Annotated in this window: 15 protein-coding genes; 10 read left to right on the top strand and 5 right to left on the bottom strand. The window is 64.0% G+C overall.

Annotated elements, in window-relative coordinates; all coding sequences use genetic code 11:
- Positions 1-49 precede the first annotated feature (49 nt).
- The 7 genes from JVX98_RS19575 (at position 50) to JVX98_RS19605 (ending at position 7,909) form a co-directional block, all read left to right on the top strand.
- On the top strand, positions 50-775 hold the full coding sequence (locus JVX98_RS19575; RefSeq protein WP_205237147.1) for an ABC transporter permease: 726 nt from the start codon (positions 50-52) through the stop codon (positions 773-775).
- Positions 772-1,596, top strand: a complete 825-nt coding sequence (locus JVX98_RS19580; protein ID WP_192447903.1) for an ABC transporter permease — start codon at positions 772-774, stop codon at positions 1,594-1,596. The genes JVX98_RS19575 and JVX98_RS19580 overlap by 4 nt, the downstream gene beginning before the upstream one ends.
- 1 nt (position 1,597) lies before the next feature.
- Positions 1,598-2,767, top strand: coding sequence for a M20 aminoacylase family protein (locus JVX98_RS19585; protein ID WP_205237148.1), 1,170 nt, complete (start codon positions 1,598-1,600; stop codon positions 2,765-2,767).
- 155 nt (positions 2,768-2,922) lie between these two features.
- Positions 2,923-4,404, top strand: a complete 1,482-nt coding sequence (locus JVX98_RS19590) for a glycosyltransferase family 39 protein (protein WP_205237149.1) — start codon at positions 2,923-2,925, stop codon at positions 4,402-4,404.
- A 323-nt stretch (positions 4,405-4,727) separates the two neighbouring features.
- Positions 4,728-6,155, top strand: a complete 1,428-nt coding sequence (locus tag JVX98_RS19595) for a cytochrome ubiquinol oxidase subunit I (protein ID WP_205237150.1) — start codon at positions 4,728-4,730, stop codon at positions 6,153-6,155.
- Positions 6,145-7,149, top strand: a complete 1,005-nt coding sequence (gene cydB / locus JVX98_RS19600; protein WP_205237151.1) for a cytochrome d ubiquinol oxidase subunit II — start codon at positions 6,145-6,147, stop codon at positions 7,147-7,149. The genes JVX98_RS19595 and cydB overlap by 11 nt, the downstream gene beginning before the upstream one ends.
- Positions 7,150-7,600: 451 nt before the next feature.
- Positions 7,601-7,909, top strand: a complete 309-nt coding sequence (locus JVX98_RS19605; protein WP_205237152.1) for a chorismate mutase family protein — start codon at positions 7,601-7,603, stop codon at positions 7,907-7,909.
- A 33-nt stretch (positions 7,910-7,942) separates the two neighbouring features.
- On the opposite strand, the gene JVX98_RS19610 is transcribed toward JVX98_RS19605, so the two are convergent.
- Positions 7,943-9,109, bottom strand: coding sequence for a pyridoxal phosphate-dependent aminotransferase (locus JVX98_RS19610; protein ID WP_192447910.1), 1,167 nt, complete (start codon positions 9,107-9,109; stop codon positions 7,943-7,945).
- Positions 9,110-9,314: 205 nt separating this feature from the next.
- A complete protein-coding gene (mscL, locus tag JVX98_RS19615; RefSeq protein ID WP_043613162.1) occupies positions 9,315-9,743 on the bottom strand; it encodes a large conductance mechanosensitive channel protein MscL in 429 nt (142 codons plus the stop codon).
- A gap of 260 nt (positions 9,744-10,003) precedes the next feature.
- Here mscL and JVX98_RS19620 point away from each other — a divergent pair, with 260 nt between their 5' ends.
- Positions 10,004-13,507: a PAS domain-containing hybrid sensor histidine kinase/response regulator gene (locus JVX98_RS19620; protein ID WP_205237153.1), complete on the top strand. Its 3,504-nt coding sequence runs from the start codon at positions 10,004-10,006 to the stop codon at positions 13,505-13,507.
- A 63-nt stretch (positions 13,508-13,570) separates the two neighbouring features.
- On the opposite strand, the gene JVX98_RS19625 is transcribed toward JVX98_RS19620, so the two are convergent.
- On the bottom strand, positions 13,571-14,221 hold the full coding sequence (locus tag JVX98_RS19625; RefSeq protein ID WP_192447912.1) for a response regulator transcription factor: 651 nt from the start codon (positions 14,219-14,221) through the stop codon (positions 13,571-13,573).
- An 81-nt stretch (positions 14,222-14,302) separates the two neighbouring features.
- A complete protein-coding gene (locus JVX98_RS19630; protein ID WP_205237154.1) occupies positions 14,303-14,722 on the bottom strand; it encodes a hypothetical protein in 420 nt (139 codons plus the stop codon).
- A 169-nt stretch (positions 14,723-14,891) separates the two neighbouring features.
- Here JVX98_RS19630 and JVX98_RS19635 point away from each other — a divergent pair, with 169 nt between their 5' ends.
- Complete coding sequence (locus tag JVX98_RS19635; RefSeq protein WP_192447914.1) at positions 14,892-15,239, top strand: DUF952 domain-containing protein; 348 nt, start codon at positions 14,892-14,894, stop codon at positions 15,237-15,239.
- On the top strand, positions 15,236-16,321 hold the full coding sequence (locus JVX98_RS19640) for a quinone-dependent dihydroorotate dehydrogenase (protein WP_205237155.1): 1,086 nt from the start codon (positions 15,236-15,238) through the stop codon (positions 16,319-16,321). Before JVX98_RS19635 ends, JVX98_RS19640 begins: the two co-directional genes overlap by 4 nt.
- On the opposite strand, the gene JVX98_RS19645 is transcribed toward JVX98_RS19640, so the two are convergent.
- Positions 16,297-17,652: an MATE family efflux transporter gene (locus JVX98_RS19645; RefSeq protein WP_205237156.1), complete on the bottom strand. Its 1,356-nt coding sequence runs from the start codon at positions 17,650-17,652 to the stop codon at positions 16,297-16,299. The two genes, JVX98_RS19640 and JVX98_RS19645, sit on opposite strands and share 25 nt — an antisense overlap.
- Between the last annotated feature and the right edge of the window lie 36 nt (positions 17,653-17,688).

Raw genomic sequence — 17,688 nt, forward strand, 5'->3', positions numbered from 1 at the left:
CGCAGCACTGTAGCGATCGCCGGCCGGCGCCATCGGAGCTCGACGACGCATGGCTGCGGATTCCCTCATCAATTGGGGCCTGCTCTCGCTTTCAGCACCCGGCTGGGGCGGCGTATTGTTGCAAGGCTTTTTCAATTCCATTCAGATCGCCGTCGGCGGCTTCACGCTCGGTCTGGCACTCGGCATCGGCGGCGCCTTCGGCAAGCTCTACGGCGGCCCGGTCCTGCGCGATCTGCTCGAATGCTACACCACGGTCGTGCGCGCGGTGCCCGAGCTGGTGCTGATCCTCCTGCTCTATTATGCCGGCACCGACCTGCTCAACCAGGTTCTGGCGTTGTTTTCGGTCGGCCCGGTCGACATCAGCGGCCTGATGGCCGGTATCTTCGTCATCGGCGTCGTCCAGGGCGCCTATTCGACCGAGGTGTTGCGTGGCGCGATCAAGGCGGTGCCCGCCGGCCAGATCGAGGCGGCACGCGCCTATGGCATGTCGCCAGCCATGGTCCTGCGGCGGATCACCCTGCCGGCGATGCTGCCCTATGCCATTCCCGGCCTCTCCAATCTCTGGCTGATCGCCACCAAGGATACGGCGCTTCTCGCCGTCGTCGGCTTCAGCGAATTGACGCTGGTCACCCGCCAGGCGGCCGGCACGACCAAGGCCTACCTCCTGTTCTTCCTGGCGGCCGGCGCCCTCTACCTGACGCTGACGCTGATCTCCAACGTCTTCATCGGCATGCTCGAACGCCATGCCCGACGCGGTTTTGCGGAGAGCCGATGACCGACGAAACCACCCACGCCGTTGCGTTTACGCCCGAAGACCTGCCAACGGCGAGGAGCTTCTTTCAACCGCACCGCATCGTCATGATGCTGGTCTTTGCCGCCTTCGTCGTCGCCGTCGCCGTCTTCATGCGATGGGACTGGCTGCCGCGCTACCTGCCGCGGCTCGGCTGGGGCATTCTCGTCAGCCTGATGATGCTGTTCAGCACCGCCATCCTCGGCTTCCTGCTGGCGGTGCCGATCGGCCTCGTGCAGGTGACCGGCCCCTGGTTCCTGAAATTGCCGGCCAAGGTCTTCTGCACGGTCATCCGCGGCACGCCGTTGCTGTTGCAGCTCTGGCTGCTCTACTACGGTCTCGGCTCGCTGTTCCCGCAGTTTCCGGCAATCCGCCAATCCTTCCTCTGGCCCTATCTGCGCGAGGCCTGGCCCTATGGCGTGGCGGCACTGACCATTTCCTTTGCCGCCTACGAGGGCGAGGTCATGCGTGGCGCCTTTGCCGGTGTTCCGAACGGCGAGCTCGAGGCGGCCAAGGCCTATGGCATGGGCCGCTGGACGATGTTCCGCCGCATCTGGCTGCCGCGCGCCATCCATCGGGCGCTGCCGACGCTCAACGGCGAAACGGTGCTGCAGCTGAAATCGACCCCGCTTGTCGCCACCGTCACCGTCGTCGACGTCTATGCGGTCATCTCCAAGGTGCGGCAGGAAACCTTCCTCACCTACGAGCCGCTCCTCTTGCTCGCGCTCATCTACATGTGCCTCACCGGCATCCTGGTGGTGGCTTTCCGCACGTTCGAAAATCGCATCCCAACCCGCGGTGCCTGACATGAAACTTTCCCCCTCGATCACCAACGCCATGCCGGAACTCGTCGCCATTCGCCACGACCTGCATGCCCATCCCGAACTCGGGCTGGCGGAAACGCGCACCTCCGCCTTCATCGCGGAACATCTCAGAAGCCTCGGCTACGAGGTGACGACGGGCCTTGCGAAAACCGGTGTCGTCGGCACGCTCAAGAACGGCAGCGGCAAACGCACGGTCGGCATCCGCGCCGACATCGATGCACTGCCGATCCTCGAGGAAACCGGGCTCGATTATGCCAGCAAGACCTCTGGCCTGATGCACGCCTGCGGCCATGACGGTCACACGACGATGCTGCTCGGTGCTGCCCGCGCCCTTGCCGAGCGGCGTAATTTCGACGGCACTGTTCACCTGATTTTCCAGCCGGCCGAAGAGAATTTCGGCGGCGCCAAGATCATGATGGACGAAGGCCTGTTCGATCAGTTTCCGTGCGACGCGGTGTTTGCGCTTCACAACGAGCCGGGTCTGCCCTTCGGCCAGTTCGCCCTTCGCGAAGGCCCGATCATGGCCGCCGTCGACGAGGCGCGCATCACCGTGCATGGCCGCGGCGGGCATGGCGCCGAGCCGCAGGAGACGGCCGACCCGATCGTCTGCGGCGCGTCGATCGTCATGGCGCTGCAATCGATCGTCTCGCGCAACATCCATCCGATGGATCCGACGGTCGTCACCGTCGGCGCCTTTCATGCCGGCTCGGCCAGCAACATCATCCCCGAGCGCGCCGAGATCGTCGTCGGCATCCGCTCCTTCGAGCCCGATGTGCGCGACGAACTCGAACGGCGCATCCGCATGATCGCCGAAGCGCAAGCGACGAGCTTCGGCATGCGCGCGACCGTGGACTACCAGCGCAGCTACGACGCGACGATCAACCACAAGGCCGAGACCGATTTCGTCCGCGATCTCGCGGTTCGCTTTGCCGGCGCCGACAAGGTGGTCGATCTCGCCCGCCCCTTCATGGGCAGCGAGGATTTCGCCTATATGCTGAAGGAGCGGCCGGGGACCTATTTCTTCCTCGGCTCCAAGACCAGCGACGATGATCGGCCGCTGCATCACCCCGGATATAATTTCAACGACGACCTGCTGCCGATCGGCGCGGCCTTCTGGACCGAGCTGGCCGAGACCTATCTCTCCCGAAGCTGATAGGCCATGAACGGTTACCGCCCTGGTGGAGCGGATCCTGCCCGCGCCACCAGGGCCTGTTTGCTCCTCTCGCTTGAATGTTGGACAGGCGCGAGACAGGTTCTCTCCGCATGGTGCTGCAAGCAAACCGACCGTGATGCGGAGCTTGACACGTCATGCATCTGGCCCTTCCCAAGCCGATAAGGCACCTCTGGCTTCCGCTCGTCGTATTCATCCCGTTTGTCGCGGCGATATGGTTCAGGCCGCTGCTTCCGATCGACGAAACGCGCTACGCCAGCGTCGCCTGGGAAATGTTTCTGCGTCGCGACTGGCTTCAGCCGCTGACGATGAATTTCGAGCCTTACCATCACAAGCTGCCGCTGTTGTTCTGGCTCATCAACGCCTCATGGGCGGTCTTCGGCGTGACGCGCTGGGCGGCAACGCTGCCCGTCGTCCTGTCTTCACTCGCAAGCGTCTATCTCACGATCGCGCTCGGCCGCCTGCTCTTTTCCGATTTCGACCGGCAGGCTGACCGCACGGCGATGGTCATGGTCGCGAGCGTGCCCTTTCTCGTTTACAGCACCCTCATCTATTTCGATCTCACCCTCACCATCTTCGTGTTGCTGTCGCTGATCGGCATCGTGCTTTATGCCCGCAAGCGGGACTGGCGCTCCGTCCTCCTGATCGGACTGTCGCTGGGGTTCGGCGTTCTCGCCAGAGGGCCGGTGGCTTTCCTTCACATCCTGTTCCCGATCGCGTTGGCTCCGCTCTGGGCAGACGATCTCAGGCGACCCGGCCGGTGGTATCTCGGCATCTTCGCAGCGCTTGCCATCGCCGGCCTCATCGTTCTCTGCTGGCTCGTCCCGGTGTTGATGCAGGCGGACGGCAAGTTTACCCATTCGCTGCTCTGGGATCAGACGGTCGGCCGGGCGACGGGCACGCTCAACGCCCATGTCCGACCCTTCTACTTCTACCTGCCGCTGCTGCCCGCAATGATGATCCCGTGGGTGTTTTTCCCAAGCTTCTGGAAAGGCGCTGCCGCGCTGCGCCAAGGGTGGCTTAACGAGGAAGGCACGCGGTTCCTGCTTTTCTGGGCAGCCCCGACTTTCTCAAGCTTTTCCCTGATCGGCGAGAAACAGCCGCATTACCTGATGCCACTGGTGCCGGCCGTCGTGCTTGCCGTCGTCCTCTGTCTCAAAAATGTCCCGAGCCGCCGCCTGGTGCTGAACATGGTGGCCATGGTTGCGGCCATCGTCGTCGGGCAGGCGGTCGCTTCGGCGACGTTCCTGAAGCGATATGATCTGGAGCCGACCGCCGCCTATATGCGCGCAAATCGCGACCGGGACTGGGCCTTCGTCGCCAACTATCACGCCGAGTTCGGCTTCCTGGCTCGCCTGGAAAAACCTGTCGACGACGTCCCTCCACAGCGGCTGGCGCAATGGTTTGCAAGCCACCCCGAGGGCCGCGCGATCGTCGTTGGCCGAAACGCCGACGACTTTTCCGGATATCAGCTGGTCATGGACAGTCCCTACCGCGGCAAGAGGATGGGCGTGCTCGCGGCAAGGCCTCTGGCCGTCCCCTCCAAGGCGGAACCCTGCCACGACAACGGCAGCGACGCGCAAACCCCGGCATGCGACAAAGTGGCGAGCAGCGACTAGTCGCTGCCGGACAGGCCACCGGCCGGGCGTCGTGTTTCCCCGGCGCCCACCGGCGTCCGCGCGGCGCGCTCCAATATGCCGCAGCGCAACATTGCCGCAGTGTGACAACGTGGCGGACGCGCCGTCATTGACGTTTCGCAAATTTGGCGCAGATTCAAGTGCATGCTGAAAAGCCGGCGCAACCCAAGGATTTGCCTCGGCCAGAGGCCAAGATAGGTCCCCTGATCGACGATCGATCACCGGACGAATGATGCAGCAGCCAGAGCATTGCGGCCCACGCGTCAGCGACGCGTCGCGTCCGTATGTCTGAAAGGATTGCGCCCGTGTTTGAGAGTTTCGATGCGACCCTGCTCGCTCGCTTCCAGTTTGCCTTCACCGTTTCCTTCCACATCATCTTCCCCGCCTTTTCCATCGGGCTTGCGAGCTACCTCGCGGTGCTCGAAGGGTTGTGGCTGTGGAAGAAGGACGAGGTCTATCTCGAGCTCTTCAATTTCTGGAAGACGATCTTTGCCGTCGCATTCGGCATGGGCGTCGTCTCCGGCATCGTCATGTCCTACCAGTTCGGCACCAACTGGAGCGTCTTTTCCGACAAGGCCGGGCCGATCATCGGGCCGCTGATGGGCTATGAGGTGCTGACCGCCTTCTTCCTCGAAGCAGGCTTTCTCGGCGTCATGCTGTTCGGCCTCAACCGCGTCGGGCCGAAGCTGCATTTCTTCGCAACCGCCATGGTCGCCATCGGCACGCTGATTTCGGCCACCTGGATCCTTTCGGCGAACTCCTGGATGCAGACGCCGGCGGGCTTTGCGATGAACGAGGCAGGCCAATTCGTCCCGGTCGACTGGTGGGCGATCGTCTTCAACCCGTCCTTCCCCTATCGCCTCACCCACATGGTTTTGGCCGCCTATCTCACGACGGCCTTCGTCGTCGGTGCCTGCGGCGCCTGGCACCTGATCCGCAAGACGGCGCCACGGCGGGCGCGAAAGATGTTCTCGATGGCGATGTGGATGGCGGCGATCGTCGCGCCGATCCAGATCTTTGCCGGCGACATGCACGGGCTCAACACACTGGAACACCAGGCGGCCAAGGTGATGGCGATGGAGGGACACTACCAGAGCCATCCGGACGGTGCGCCGCTCATCCTCTTCGGCATTCCGAACTCGCCTGAAAAGCGCGTCGACTATGCGATCGAGGTCCCGAAGCTTTCGAGCCTGATCCTGAAACACGACCTCAACGCGCCGCTTGCCGGGCTCGATACGATCCCCGAGGAGCTGCATCCGCCCGTCGGCATCGTGTTCTGGTCGTTCCGGGTGATGGTCGGCCTCGGCTTCGCCATGCTCGGCATCGGGCTCTGGTCGCTCTGGTGTCGCTATCGCGGCACGCTCGACAGCAATGTCTGGCTGCACCGTGCCGCGATCGCCATGGGGCCTGCCGGATTCGTCGCCGTGCTCGCCGGGTGGGTCACGACCGAAGTTGGCCGCCAGCCCTATACGGTCTACGGCCACCTGCTGACGGCAAACTCGGTGGCGCCGATCGCGGCACCCGCCGTCGCCGCCTCGCTGATCGCCTTCATCATCGTCTACTTCTTCGTCTTCGGCGCCGGCACCTTCTACATCCTGCGCCTGATGGCGCGGTTGCCGCGCGATCCGATGCCGGAGCTCGGCGAAGGACCATTGCGCAGTTCCGGCATCATGCCGGGCCCCGCCACTCACGCCAGCCATGCAAACATCAAGGGAGGCCATCATGGAGCTTGATCTGCCGTTCATCTGGGCCGGCATCATCGCCTTTGCGGTGCTCGCCTATGTCATTCTCGACGGCTTCGACCTCGGCGTCGGCATTCTCTTCCCGTTTTTTCCAGAGAAGCACGACCGCGACGTGATGATGAATTCCGTCGCTCCGGTCTGGGACGGCAACGAGACCTGGCTGGTACTCGGCGGCGGCGGCCTGATGGCGGTGTTTCCGCTGGCGTACGCGACCATCCTGCCGGCGCTTTACGCCCCCATCATCGCCATGGTCATCGGCCTCATCTTCCGCGGCGTCGCCTTCGAATATCGCTGGCGTACGCGCCGGGCCGAATATCTGTGGAACTGGGCCTTCTCCGGCGGCTCGATGCTGGCGGCCTTTGCGCAAGGCATCACGCTCGGCGCCCTCGTCCAGGGCATTCCGGTCGAGAACCGTGCCTATGTCGGCGGCTGGTGGGACTGGCTGACGCCGTTCTCGATCATGACCGGCATTGCCGTCGTCGTCGGCTATGCGCTGCTCGGCGCCACCTGGCTGGTGATGAAGACCCATGGCGACCTTGCCGATCGGGCTCGCGACCTCGCGCTCAAATGCTCCTTCGCCACCGTGGCCGCGATGGGTATCGTCAGCCTGTGGACGCCGTTCCTGGAGCCGCAATATCTCGACCGCTGGTTCAGCTTTCCGACGGCGATCTTCAGCGTCATCGTGCCGGCGCTCGTTCTCGGCTGCCTCTATGCGCTGATCTCGGGCATCCGCAATCGCCACGACAGCCGGCCGTTCATCTCCGCACTCGGCCTCTTCGTGCTCGGCTATGCCGGTATCGGCATCAGCTTCTACCCCTATATGGTGCCGCCATCGCTGACGATCTGGGATGCGGCGGCGCCTGAGGAAAGCCTCTCCTTCCTGCTCGCCGGCGCACTGGTGCTGGTGCCGATCATTCTCGCCTATACCGCCTATGCCTATTGGGTTTTCCACGGCAAGGTCGACCCAGAGGAGGGCTACCATTGACCAGCGAGACGGGTACAGGCCGCAAGCTTCTCTGGTTCGTCGGTCTCTGGTGCGCGGGGGTGGCGGCCGTCACCGTCGTCGGCCTTGCGATCAAGCTGATGATCGGAACATAGTCGATCCATTGGAGCGGGATCCGGGCGGAAAACCGCAGCACTTTTCCGCATCCCGCTCTAAAAAGCCTCGCTCAAGCTTGGCCGGCTAACTTCCCTTTAACACGTCAGCAGGCGATCGCCGCAGACGGAGACAGGACCGCACCCTCCTCCCCTGCAAAGCGATCGCCTGCTGAGGTGACCACCTCGAGGGGTCGCCGGCTGCGACCCTGTTGCCCCTTCCAAGACAGCTCGCCGTTTGTTAGCAGTGCGCCGCAGAAGCGCCCCGCTTGCTGAGAGCCGAGGGACGCTCGAACATCCTGGCCCGCGCTGGCTGCGCCCCAGGCAATTGGACGAGACAGATGCAGAAGACCCCCGCGCAATGCGAAACCATGGCCGACGTGCGAGCGGAGATCGACCGGCTCGACCAGGCGCTGATGGCGCTGTTTGCCGAGCGCTGGGGCTATATCGACCGGGCGGCCGAGATCAAGGCACCGCTGAAGCTGAAGGCCGACATTCCGGCGCGGGTGATGGAAGTGCGCGAGAACGCCCGCAAGAATGCAGCGCGCGTCAACCTCGACCCTGATTTTTACGAAGACATCTGGGCGCGGCTGATCGGCCACGCGATCGCCCACGAGCAGAAGCTGCTCGGCGAAACCGGCAACGAGTAACATCGCCGTCGCCGATCTTTCGGCCTGCGGCCGTCAGCGCCCGAGAATGTAACCCTGCAGGCGGTCCGCCGCTTCCTTCACATGGCCCGGGTCGCGCAGGAAGCACGCGCGCATGAACAGCGAGCCGCCGTCGCCGAACGCGGTTCCCGGCGCCAGGCCGACACCGGTCTTGTCGACGATGTCGATTGCGGCCGCGCGCGAATCCGTGACGCCGTCGATCTTCAGGAACGCGTAGAGCGCACCGTCGGGCTTCAGCGTTTCCACCCGGTTGGTGGCGATCAGCGCGTCGCAGAAGACGTCACGGTTCTTTGCCGCCTTGGCGACATTGGCATCGACAAAGGCGTCGCCCTCGTCGAGTGCTGCGACAGCACCCCGCTGCAGGAACTGGGCGACGCCCGAGGTCGAATACTGCACCAGGTTTTCGAGCACCTGGCCGATTTCCGGTGGGGCGACGATCCAGCCGACGCGCCAGCCGGTCATCGACCAATTCTTCGAGAAGGAATTGACGAAGAGGATGCGGTCGCCTTCCTCCATCACGTCGAGGAAGGACGGCGCGCGGGCGCCGCCATAATAATAGAGCGCGTAGATCTCGTCGGCGATGATCCAGAGCCCGTGCCTGCGCGCCAGCGCCAGGATCGCGGCCAGTTCCTCGCGGGTCGCGGTCCAGCCGGTCGGGTTCGAGGGGGTGTTGATGAACAGCGCCTTGGTCTTGGGGCCGATCGCCGCCTGCAGCCGATCGAGATCGAGCTGCCACTTGCCGTGTTCGAAGCGCAACTCGACCGAAACCGGCCGGACGCCGGAGAGATCGGCGGCGGCGGCAAAGTTCGGCCAGGCCGGCGTCAACAGCACCATCTCGTCGCCGGGCGAGGCGATCGCCTCGATCGACAGCTTGATCGCCTGCATGCCGGAGCCGACGACGTAGAAATGCTCGGGCGAAAGCGTCTTCTGGAAGCGGCGCTGATAGTAGCGCGACAGCGCCTCACGCAGCGGCGGGATGCCGCGCTGCCAGGTATAGAAGGTCTCGCCGGCGGCAAGCGCATCGCGTGCGACATCGCTGATGAAGGCAGGGGTCGGCAGGTCGCCCTCGCCCACCCAGAGCGGGATCAGGCCATCGCGCCCGCGGGCATAGTTCACCACCTCGACGATACCGCTTTCGGGCGCGGAAAGCGCGCGGGGGCTGATGGTGGCAAGCGTGGTCATCGGCGGGCTCCGGATGCACGATGGTGCAGGCTGCCGCCTGAATCATCATGAAAGATTCCAATGGACTAGAGCGAAATGGACCGCTCCGGTTTGCCCGTTGCTTCTAGCCGCTTTCGCCGGGGCGATCACGCGACTTTATCTGACCGATTTATCGATTTTTGTGATGTTTCGCGGCCCCGGCAAAGCCGGGGCCGCGAAGAAAAACTCAGGCGCGCTGCTTCAGCAGGTCGCGGATTTCCGAGAGCAGCAGAATGTCTTCCGGCGGCGGTGCGGCCGGCGCTTCGTCCTTCTTCTTTTCCATCGAAGCGCGCATGCGGTTCACCGCCTTGATCATCAGGAAGATGATCCAGGCAAGGATCAGGAAGTTGATCAGCACGGTAATGAAGTTGCCGTAGGCAAACACGGCGCCCTGCTGGCGGGCGGCGGCGAGAGACGTGGCCGTCACGTTGGCCGAAAGCGGCAGGAAGTAATTGGAGAAATCGAAACCGCCGCCAGTGAGCGCACCGACGATCGGCATGACCAGGTCTTCGACGACCGACGTCACGATCTTGTTGAAGGCTGCGCCGATGATGACACCGACCGCGAGATCCATCACGTTCCCGCGGGCAATAAACTCCTTGAACTCATTCAGCATAAATCTCTCCGTATTATCCCCGTTTGAAAACGGCCAGCGGCGCTGTCCCGCGCTGCAAGCGTTTACGGAAACTAAACCAAAGCGGGCAGCGAGAAAACCTTTCTTTGCCTTTGATCAATTAGCACCGGATAGAGCAGGAACGGGAAGGCAGCCGGCGCTGCACACCGATTTCTCGTGTCGAGCCTTGAACTTAAGACTCATGCGAGGGCAATTCTCAACCCGGCGGACTTGCCCTATGCTCCGCCCTGGAGGAGTGAGGCATGCTTTCGGGTTCGGTCATCTTTGCCTCGGCCTTCGCCTATCTGCTGCTGCTGTTTGCAGTGGCGAGCTATGGCGACCGGCGGGCCAGGAGGAACAGCGCTGCGCTGAAAGGCAGGCCGCTCGTCTATGCGCTGAGCCTTGCCATCTACTGCACCTCCTGGACCTATTTCGGCGGCATCGGGCTTGCGGCCGAACGCGGGCTCGAATTCACCGGCATCTATATCGGCCCGATCCTGATGTTCACGCTCGGCATGCCGCTGATCCGCAAGATCATACGGCTCGCCAAGACCGAGAAGCTGACATCGGTCGCCGACTTCATTGCCGCGCGTTACGGCAAGAACCCAGCCGTGGCCGCGATCGTCGCGCTGATTTCGCTGGTCGGCGCCATTCCCTATATCGCGCTGCAGCTGAAGGCGATCTCGAGTTCGGTCGCCGCCATGATCAACACCAGCGACTACGGCATCGGCGCCGGGCAAAGCTTCATCGACCTGCCGCTGCTGGTCACGCTCTTCCTCGCCTGCTTTGCCATCGTCTTCGGCACGCGCCATACGGATGCGACCGAGCACCAGGACGGACTGATCCTCGCGATCGCGATGGAATCGCTGGTCAAGCTGGTGGCGCTCGTCACCGCCGGCTTCTACATCGTCTTCGTCATTTTCAACGGCCCGGCTCACCTGTGGTCTCTGGCCGCGCAAAGCCCTGCCGTGCAGTCGGCGCTTTCCTACGAGACCCCGATAGCGCGCTGGGTGCTGTTGATCGTCACGTCCGCCTTTGCGATCATCATGCTGCCCAGGCAGTTCCATGTGACGGTCGTCGAAAACCGCACCGAAGGCGAGCTTCGCACCGCCGGCATCCTCTTTCCGCTGTACCTGATCGGCATCAATCTCTTCGTGCTGCCGATCGCCATTGCCGGCATCCTCACCTTCTCCGGCTCCGGCGACGCCGACCTCTATCTCTTGACGCTGCCGCTCGCCAACGGTCTGCCGGTGCTGACGCTGATCACCTTCATCGGCGGCTTTTCAGCGGCGACCGCGATGGTGATCGTCGCGTCCGTCGCGCTGTCGATCATGATCTCCAACGACATCGTCATGCCGGTGTTCCTGCGCCGCAACCTCAGCCAGCGCGGCGGCTTGCAGGAAAACCTCGCGGGAACGCTGCTCAACATCCGACGCTCCGCAATCTTCGCCGTGCTTTTGCTCGGCTACGCCTACTATCGCTCCGCCGACATCAGCGCCGGCCTCGCCTCGCTCGGGCTGCTCTCCTTCGTCGCCATCTCGCAGATGGCGCCGGCGCTGCTGGGCGGCCTTGTCTGGCGCCAGGCCAATGCCCGCGGCGCGATCACCGGCATGGTCTCGGGCTTTCTCGTCTGGGCCTATCTGCTCTTCCTTCCGAGCCTCGGCGGACCCGACAATTCCCATGTGGCAACGACGGTGCTGAGCTTCCTTCTGCCGTTCACCGAGCTGTTCTCCGGTCCCGATGCGGACCCGCTGGTGAACGCCACGACGCTCAGCCTGCTCGTCAACTGCGCCACCTATGTTCTCGGATCGCTGACCCGCACGCCGAAGCCGATCGAACGCTTCCAGGCCGGCGTATTCATCACCCGGCGGTCGCGCACCGAGGGCGCCTTTCGCGGCCGCAAGACCAAGGTCACCGTGCGCGACCTCAAGGCGACGATCGCACGCTACATGGGCGCCGAGCGCATGCAGCGCTCCTTCCATACCTATGAGCGCCAGACCGGCCGTTGGCTGGACGACAACGCACCCGCCGACATGGCGGTCGTGCATTTCTCCGAGCAGTTGCTCGGCAGCGCCATCGGCTCGTCCTCGGCGCGGCTGGTGCTTTCGCTCGCGCTGCAGCGCGGCGACGACACCTCGTCCGAGACGGCCTGGCTGCTAGACCAGGCGAGCGAGGCACTGCAATACAATCAGGATATGCTGCAGACCGCGCTCTCGCAGATGGACCAGGGCATCGCCGTCTTCGACAATGCCAACAACCTGATCATCTGGAACCGGCGCTTCCGCCAGCTTCTCGACCTGCCGGAAGCGGCCGGCCAGGTCGGCTTCCCGCTTGCCGATATCGTCTCGATCCTCACCAAGCGCGGTGACATTCGCAAGGATCAGGAAAAGGGGCTGATCGCCAACTTCCTGACGCTCGACAAACCTTTCCTGCTCGAACTTGGCAACGGCGAGCGCATCATCGAAGTGCGCACCAACGCCATGCCCGACAAGGGCATCGTCACCACCTATACCGACATCACCCAGCGCGTCGCCGCCGACATGGCGCTGAAGCAGGCGAACGAGACGCTGGAACTGCGCGTGGCCGAGCGCACCGGCGAACTGACCCGGGTGAACCGGGAACTCGCCGAGGCGCGCGCGGCCGCGGACGAGGCCAATATCGGCAAGACGCGGTTCTTTGCCGCCGCCGGCCACGACATCCTGCAGCCGCTCAACGCCGCCCGCCTCTACTCCTCGTCGCTCGTCGAGCGGCTCGGTGAATCCGACAACAGCACGCTGGTCGAAAACATCGATTCCTCGCTGGAATCGGTCGAAGCCATTCTTGGCGCCGTGCTCGACATTTCACGCCTCGACACCGGCGCCATGAAGGCGCGGATACAATCCGTTCCGCTCAACGAATTGCTTAGAAGGATCGAGACCGATTTTGCCCCGATGGCGCGAGCCAAGGATCTCGAACTCATCATCATGCCGACATCGCTCGTCGTGCGCAGCGATCCGAACCTGCTGCGCCGCGTCGTCCAGAACCTGGTCTCCAACGCGATCAAATACACGCTGACCGGCAAGGTGCTCGTCGGGGTGCGCAGGCATGGCGCCATGGCGACGATCGAGGTGCTCGATTCCGGCATCGGCATTCCCCAGTCGAAGTTCCGCACCGTCTTCAAGGAATTCGCCCGGCTGGACGAAGGCGCCCGCACGGCCTCCGGCCTTGGGCTCGGCCTTTCGATCGTCGACCGCATCTCGCGCGTGCTCAACCATCCGGTCAGCCTGCAATCGACGCCCGGCAAGGGCACCGGCTTCAAGGTGACCCTGCCGCTTGATGCCAGCGCCGGCGAACGGGTCGCTGTCCGTCCGCTGCCGCCGAGCAAGGCAAGCGAGGCGCTGAACGGCCTGCGGGTGCTCTGCATCGACAACGAGCCGCGGATCCTCGAGGGCATGCGGGTGCTGCTTTCCGGCTGGGGTTGCATCGTCAGCACGGCGGAATCGCTGGCTGCCTGTTCCGAATTCAGTGCCCAGCCCGGCGAGAAGCCGCATGCAGTCATCGCCGACTACCATCTCGACGACGGGACCGGCATCGAGGCGGTCGCGCGCATCCGGGCATCGACAGGCGAAGCGACGCCGGCGCTGCTGGTGACGGCCGACCGTTCGCCGGAGGTGCGCGCCGCGGCCGAACGCGACGGCATCGCGATCCAGAACAAGCCGGTGCGCCCGGCGGCGATGCGCGCCTGGCTGACGCAGCTTTCGACGGCGGCACGAACCGCTGCGGAATGAACGGCTCCCGCATTTCGGAGCCACCTGAAACAAGGGGATATCACAAAGTCAAAGCGGGCCGTATCAGGCGGCGGCGACGGTGCCGATCTTCGAAAGCTGAATGACCGCCTGGGTGCGGCTGTCGACATTGAGCTTTAAGAGGATCGCCGAGACATGCGCCTTGATCGTCGCCTCGGAGACGCCGAGTTCGTAAGCGATCTGCTTGTTGAGCAGGCCCTCGCCGAGCATGCTGAGGACGCGGGATTGCTGCGGCGTCAAGGTCTGCAGGCGCTGGAGCAGATCGGCAACTTCAGGCTCGTATTCCTGCGCCTGGTCGTAACCCGCGGGAACGAAGACCTCGCCGGCCATCACCTTCTCGATCCCCTCGCGGATTTCCTCGATGCCAGCCGATTTCGAAAGAAAGCCGGACGCGCCGAGATCGAGCGCGCGATGGATCGTCGCCGGGTCGTCATGGGCCGACACCACCATGACCGGCAGGCTCGGAAATTCGGCGCGAAGAGCGATCAGACCAGAGAGCCCGCTGACGCCGGGCATGGTCAGGTCCAGCAGCATGAGGTCGGCGTCAGGGTTGTCCGCCGCGGCCTTGCGCGCGGCTGCGAAATCGCCAGCTTCGACGATGGCAGGCGCGCCGTCCACGCCGCTCAGCGCCTGGCGCATCGCGCCGCGAAACAGCGGATGGTCGTCCGCGATGATGATGGTCATGTGCGGTGTCATGCTGCTCCCTCCCAAGAGCCCGGGCTGAAATCTGCGCGCCCCCATGCGCCGATCCGCATCCCGCATGGCCGATCCGGCCACTCAGGTCTTCTGCGGCTCCTGAGTGGAGTCGCTGCCTTCGAGATCCTTCACGATATCCATGAACCTACGCATCATTCTTTCCATGATGCCCATTGCGCGGTCAATCTCTTCCTCAGCCGGAAGGTCCTGTTTTGCGACACTTTCACCGGCCTTGGCCGTCTTTTCCAAGGCCTCGACCCGCTTCGTCAGGAGGTCCAATTCCTGTTCGAAGGCGGCCCGCTCGTCGGCGGCCATGCGGCAGACCAACTGGCCGTCCTTCTCCTGGCACAGCGACACCTCGCCGGTCTGGGTATCGAGCCGGGCGATGCCGGTCTCGGACTTCTGCATGCTGTAGCGCCCGGGGGCCGGATCCTGTGCGCTGGCGCCGCCGGCCAGAGCCAATCCGGTGCCGAACATAAGTATGGCAACAGCGTTTTTCATGACATCTTCTCCGTTACGATCCTTGCCGGGACGTGATCTGTGCGCGAACGAGAAGAGCGAAATCGGTCTTCACCGCGGATTATGCGCGAATCGTCGTCCTTCTGCGATGGACAATCGCCGATATTTACGGCAAGGCCACGACAGAAAATTACGGGGACAGACGGGCACCATGGGTTCCATCATCTACAAAATCGTTCCGGCATCGCTGTGGCAGGAAGCCAAGCGCAGCGGACGCTTCGACGGCGCGCCCGTCGATCTCGCCGACGGTTACGTCCATTTTTCGACCGGCGAACAGGTGGTCGAGACGGCGGCGCGCTATTTCGAGGGACAGGTAGACCTGCTGCTGGTCGCCGTCGACGGCGATGCGCTCGGCGAAGAACTGGTCTATGAACCCTCACGCGGCGGCGCCCTCTTCCCGCATCTCTATGCCCCCCTCTTCCTGTCGGCCGTCGTCTGGGAAAAACCACTGCCGCTCGGCGCCGATGGCGCGCATATCTTCCCGGAACTTGATGCATGAACCCGCTGACCAGCCTTGCCCGCCGCGGCCTTTTCCTCTTCGACCCGGAAGCTGCGCACGGCCTTTCGATCAAGGCATTGAAGACCGGGCTCGTACCGAACTGTCCTGCCAAGGCAGACAAGCGGCTCTCTCAGACGGTCGCCGGCATCGTTTTTCCAAACCCGATCGGCATGGCGGCCGGCTACGACAAGAATGCCGAGGTACCGGAAGCGCTTCTGAAGATCGGCTTCGGCTTCACCGAGATCGGCACCGTCACGCCGAAGCCGCAGGCCGGCAACGACAAGCCGCGCATCTTCCGGCTCGTCGAGGATGAGGCCGTTATCAACCGCCTCGGCTTCAACAATGAAGGTCATGGCGCAGCGCTGGCGCGACTGAAGGCCTGTTCGCGCGATGCGCTGATCGGCGTCAACATCGGCGCCAACAAGGACAGCGCCGACCGTATCGCCGACTATGTGGGCGGCATCCATACCTTCTACTCGGTCGCCCGCTATTTCACTGCCAACATCTCCTCGCCGAATACGCCGGGCCTGCGCGACCTGCAGGCGCGCGAAAGCCTCGCCGCCCTGCTGTCAGCCGTGCTGTCGGCGCGCGACGAAGAGGCACTCAGGAGCAATCGCCGCGTGCCGGTCTTCCTGAAGATCGCGCCCGATCTCACCGAAGAAGGAATGGACGACATCGCCGCCGAAGTGCTGGCGCACGATCTCGACGGCCTGATCGTCTCCAACACGACGCTTTCGCGCGACGGCCTCAAGGACCAGGCCCAGGCGAAGGAGTCCGGCGGCCTCTCGGGCAAGCCACTCTTTGACAAGTCGACGGCCGTGCTTGCCCGCATGCGCAAGCGCGTCGGCCCGAAGCTGCCTATCATCGGCGTCGGCGGCGTCAGCTCGGCCGAATCCGCGGCAGAGAAGATCCGCGCCGGTGCCGACTTGGTGCAGCTCTATTCCTGCATGGTCTATGAAGGCCCGGCCCTGCCCGGCCGCATCGTACGTGGCCTCTCGGATCTCTGCGATCGCGAGCGGCTCACCTCGATCCGCGATATCCGCGACAGCCGTCTCGACTACTGGGCCGGCAAGAACGTCTGACGCGCCTTCATCGGGATCCGCGACAACAGCAACAGCCCCCGCATCAGCAGGAACAGGTTGAGCCCCGCCCACAGGCCGTGATTGCCGAAGGTGGGGACCAGCACGGCGAGTGCTGCGGCATAGCCGACAAAGGCCGCCAGCATCATGTTGCGCATCTCGCGCGACCAGGTGGCGCCGATGAAGACGCCATCCATCAGGAAGGCAAGCGCGCCGGTCATCGCCGTCACCGCCGCCCAGGGCAGATATTCGTAAGCCGCCGCGCGCACATTCGGCGCCGTGGTCAGGAGATCGATGAGCCCGTCACCGAACAGCAGGAAGGCGACGGTCGTCATCAGCGCGAGCCCCAGTGACCAGGCGGCCGTCAGCCGGAGTGCGCGATCGAAGGCCGGGCGGTAACCGGCGCCGATCGAGCGTCCGATGAGCTGTTCCGCCGCATTGGCGAGGCCGTCGAGATAGTAGCCGGCAACGAGGAAAATCGTCATCAGCACCGCATTGGCCGCAAGCGTCACCGGCCCGAAGGCAGTGCCGATGCGGGTCATCAGCGTGAAGGCTGCCAGAAGCAGGAACGAGCGGATCATGATGTCGCGGTTGAGGCCGAAGAGCGGCTTCAGCCGTTCGCGGTCGAAGATCTCGGCCCAGCTTGGCGCATCCCTGCTGTCGAAGCGGCCATAGACGATGGCGAAGCCGACGAGGGCGCCGATCACTTCGCCGGTAACGGTCGCCAACGCCACCCCCATCACGCCCCAGCCGAACACCAGGCCGAGCAGGATCGAAAGCACGATGTTGATGCCGTTGATCAGCGTCTGCAGCATCAGGCCGGTGGTGCCCTCGCCGCGGCCGAGCACGAAGCCGAGGATGGCGTAGTTGGCAAGCGCCGCCGGTGCAGAAAGGATGCGACAGAGAAAATAGGTGCTGGTGACGCCGGCCACTTCAGGCTCCGGCCCCATCAGCCAGAGGCCGCCCGACAGAAGCAGCGGCGAAAGGAAAAGGCTGACCGTGCCGCAAACGAGCGCGATGATCAGCGATCGCCAAAACACCGCCTGCTGCTCGCGCCGATCGCCGCGGCCATAGGCCTGTGCAACCAAGCCCGTGGTCGCTGCCCGCAGGAAGTTGAAGGTGGTGAAGATCAGGTCAAACAGGATGGCCCCGACCGCAAGGCCCGCCAGCAAGGTCGCCTGCCCCATGCGGCCGACAACGGCGGTATCGACGAGACCAAGCAGAGGCGTCGTCAGAAAGCCGAGCGTCATCGGCAATGCGATCGCCAGGATCAGCCGATGGGTGACGTGAAAGGGGCCGGCAGCGTCGCTCGGCGAGGCGGAAGAGGCGGTCATCGAACGGTCCGGGCGTGGTCGGTGAGAGATGACCGT

Source organism: Ensifer sp. PDNC004, assembly GCF_016919405.1.
Classification (GTDB): Bacteria; Pseudomonadota; Alphaproteobacteria; order Rhizobiales; family Rhizobiaceae; genus Ensifer.

What these genes read in the sequence shown, in the direction of transcription:
- JVX98_RS19630 (WP_205237154.1), bottom strand. Translation starts at nt 14,722, where the DNA reads ATGAAAAACGCTGTTGCCATACTTATGTTCGGCACCGGATTGGCTCTG.
- JVX98_RS19575 (WP_205237147.1), top strand. Translation starts at nt 50, where the DNA reads ATGGCTGCGGATTCCCTCATCAATTGGGGCCTGCTCTCGCTTTCAGCA.
- JVX98_RS19625 (WP_192447912.1), bottom strand. Translation starts at nt 14,221, where the DNA reads ATGACACCGCACATGACCATCATCATCGCGGACGACCATCCGCTGTTT.
- JVX98_RS19635 (WP_192447914.1), top strand. Translation starts at nt 14,892, where the DNA reads ATGGGTTCCATCATCTACAAAATCGTTCCGGCATCGCTGTGGCAGGAA.
- JVX98_RS19645 (WP_205237156.1), bottom strand. Translation starts at nt 17,652, where the DNA reads ATGACCGCCTCTTCCGCCTCGCCGAGCGACGCTGCCGGCCCCTTTCAC.
- mscL (WP_043613162.1), bottom strand. Translation starts at nt 9,743, where the DNA reads ATGCTGAATGAGTTCAAGGAGTTTATTGCCCGCGGGAACGTGATGGAT.
- JVX98_RS19620 (WP_205237153.1), top strand. Translation starts at nt 10,004, where the DNA reads ATGCTTTCGGGTTCGGTCATCTTTGCCTCGGCCTTCGCCTATCTGCTG.
- JVX98_RS19610 (WP_192447910.1), bottom strand. Translation starts at nt 9,109, where the DNA reads ATGACCACGCTTGCCACCATCAGCCCCCGCGCGCTTTCCGCGCCCGAA.
- JVX98_RS19590 (WP_205237149.1), top strand. Translation starts at nt 2,923, where the DNA reads ATGCATCTGGCCCTTCCCAAGCCGATAAGGCACCTCTGGCTTCCGCTC.
- JVX98_RS19605 (WP_205237152.1), top strand. Translation starts at nt 7,601, where the DNA reads ATGCAGAAGACCCCCGCGCAATGCGAAACCATGGCCGACGTGCGAGCG.
- JVX98_RS19580 (WP_192447903.1), top strand. Translation starts at nt 772, where the DNA reads ATGACCGACGAAACCACCCACGCCGTTGCGTTTACGCCCGAAGACCTG.
- JVX98_RS19585 (WP_205237148.1), top strand. Translation starts at nt 1,598, where the DNA reads ATGAAACTTTCCCCCTCGATCACCAACGCCATGCCGGAACTCGTCGCC.
- JVX98_RS19640 (WP_205237155.1), top strand. Translation starts at nt 15,236, where the DNA reads ATGAACCCGCTGACCAGCCTTGCCCGCCGCGGCCTTTTCCTCTTCGAC.
- cydB (WP_205237151.1), top strand. Translation starts at nt 6,145, where the DNA reads ATGGAGCTTGATCTGCCGTTCATCTGGGCCGGCATCATCGCCTTTGCG.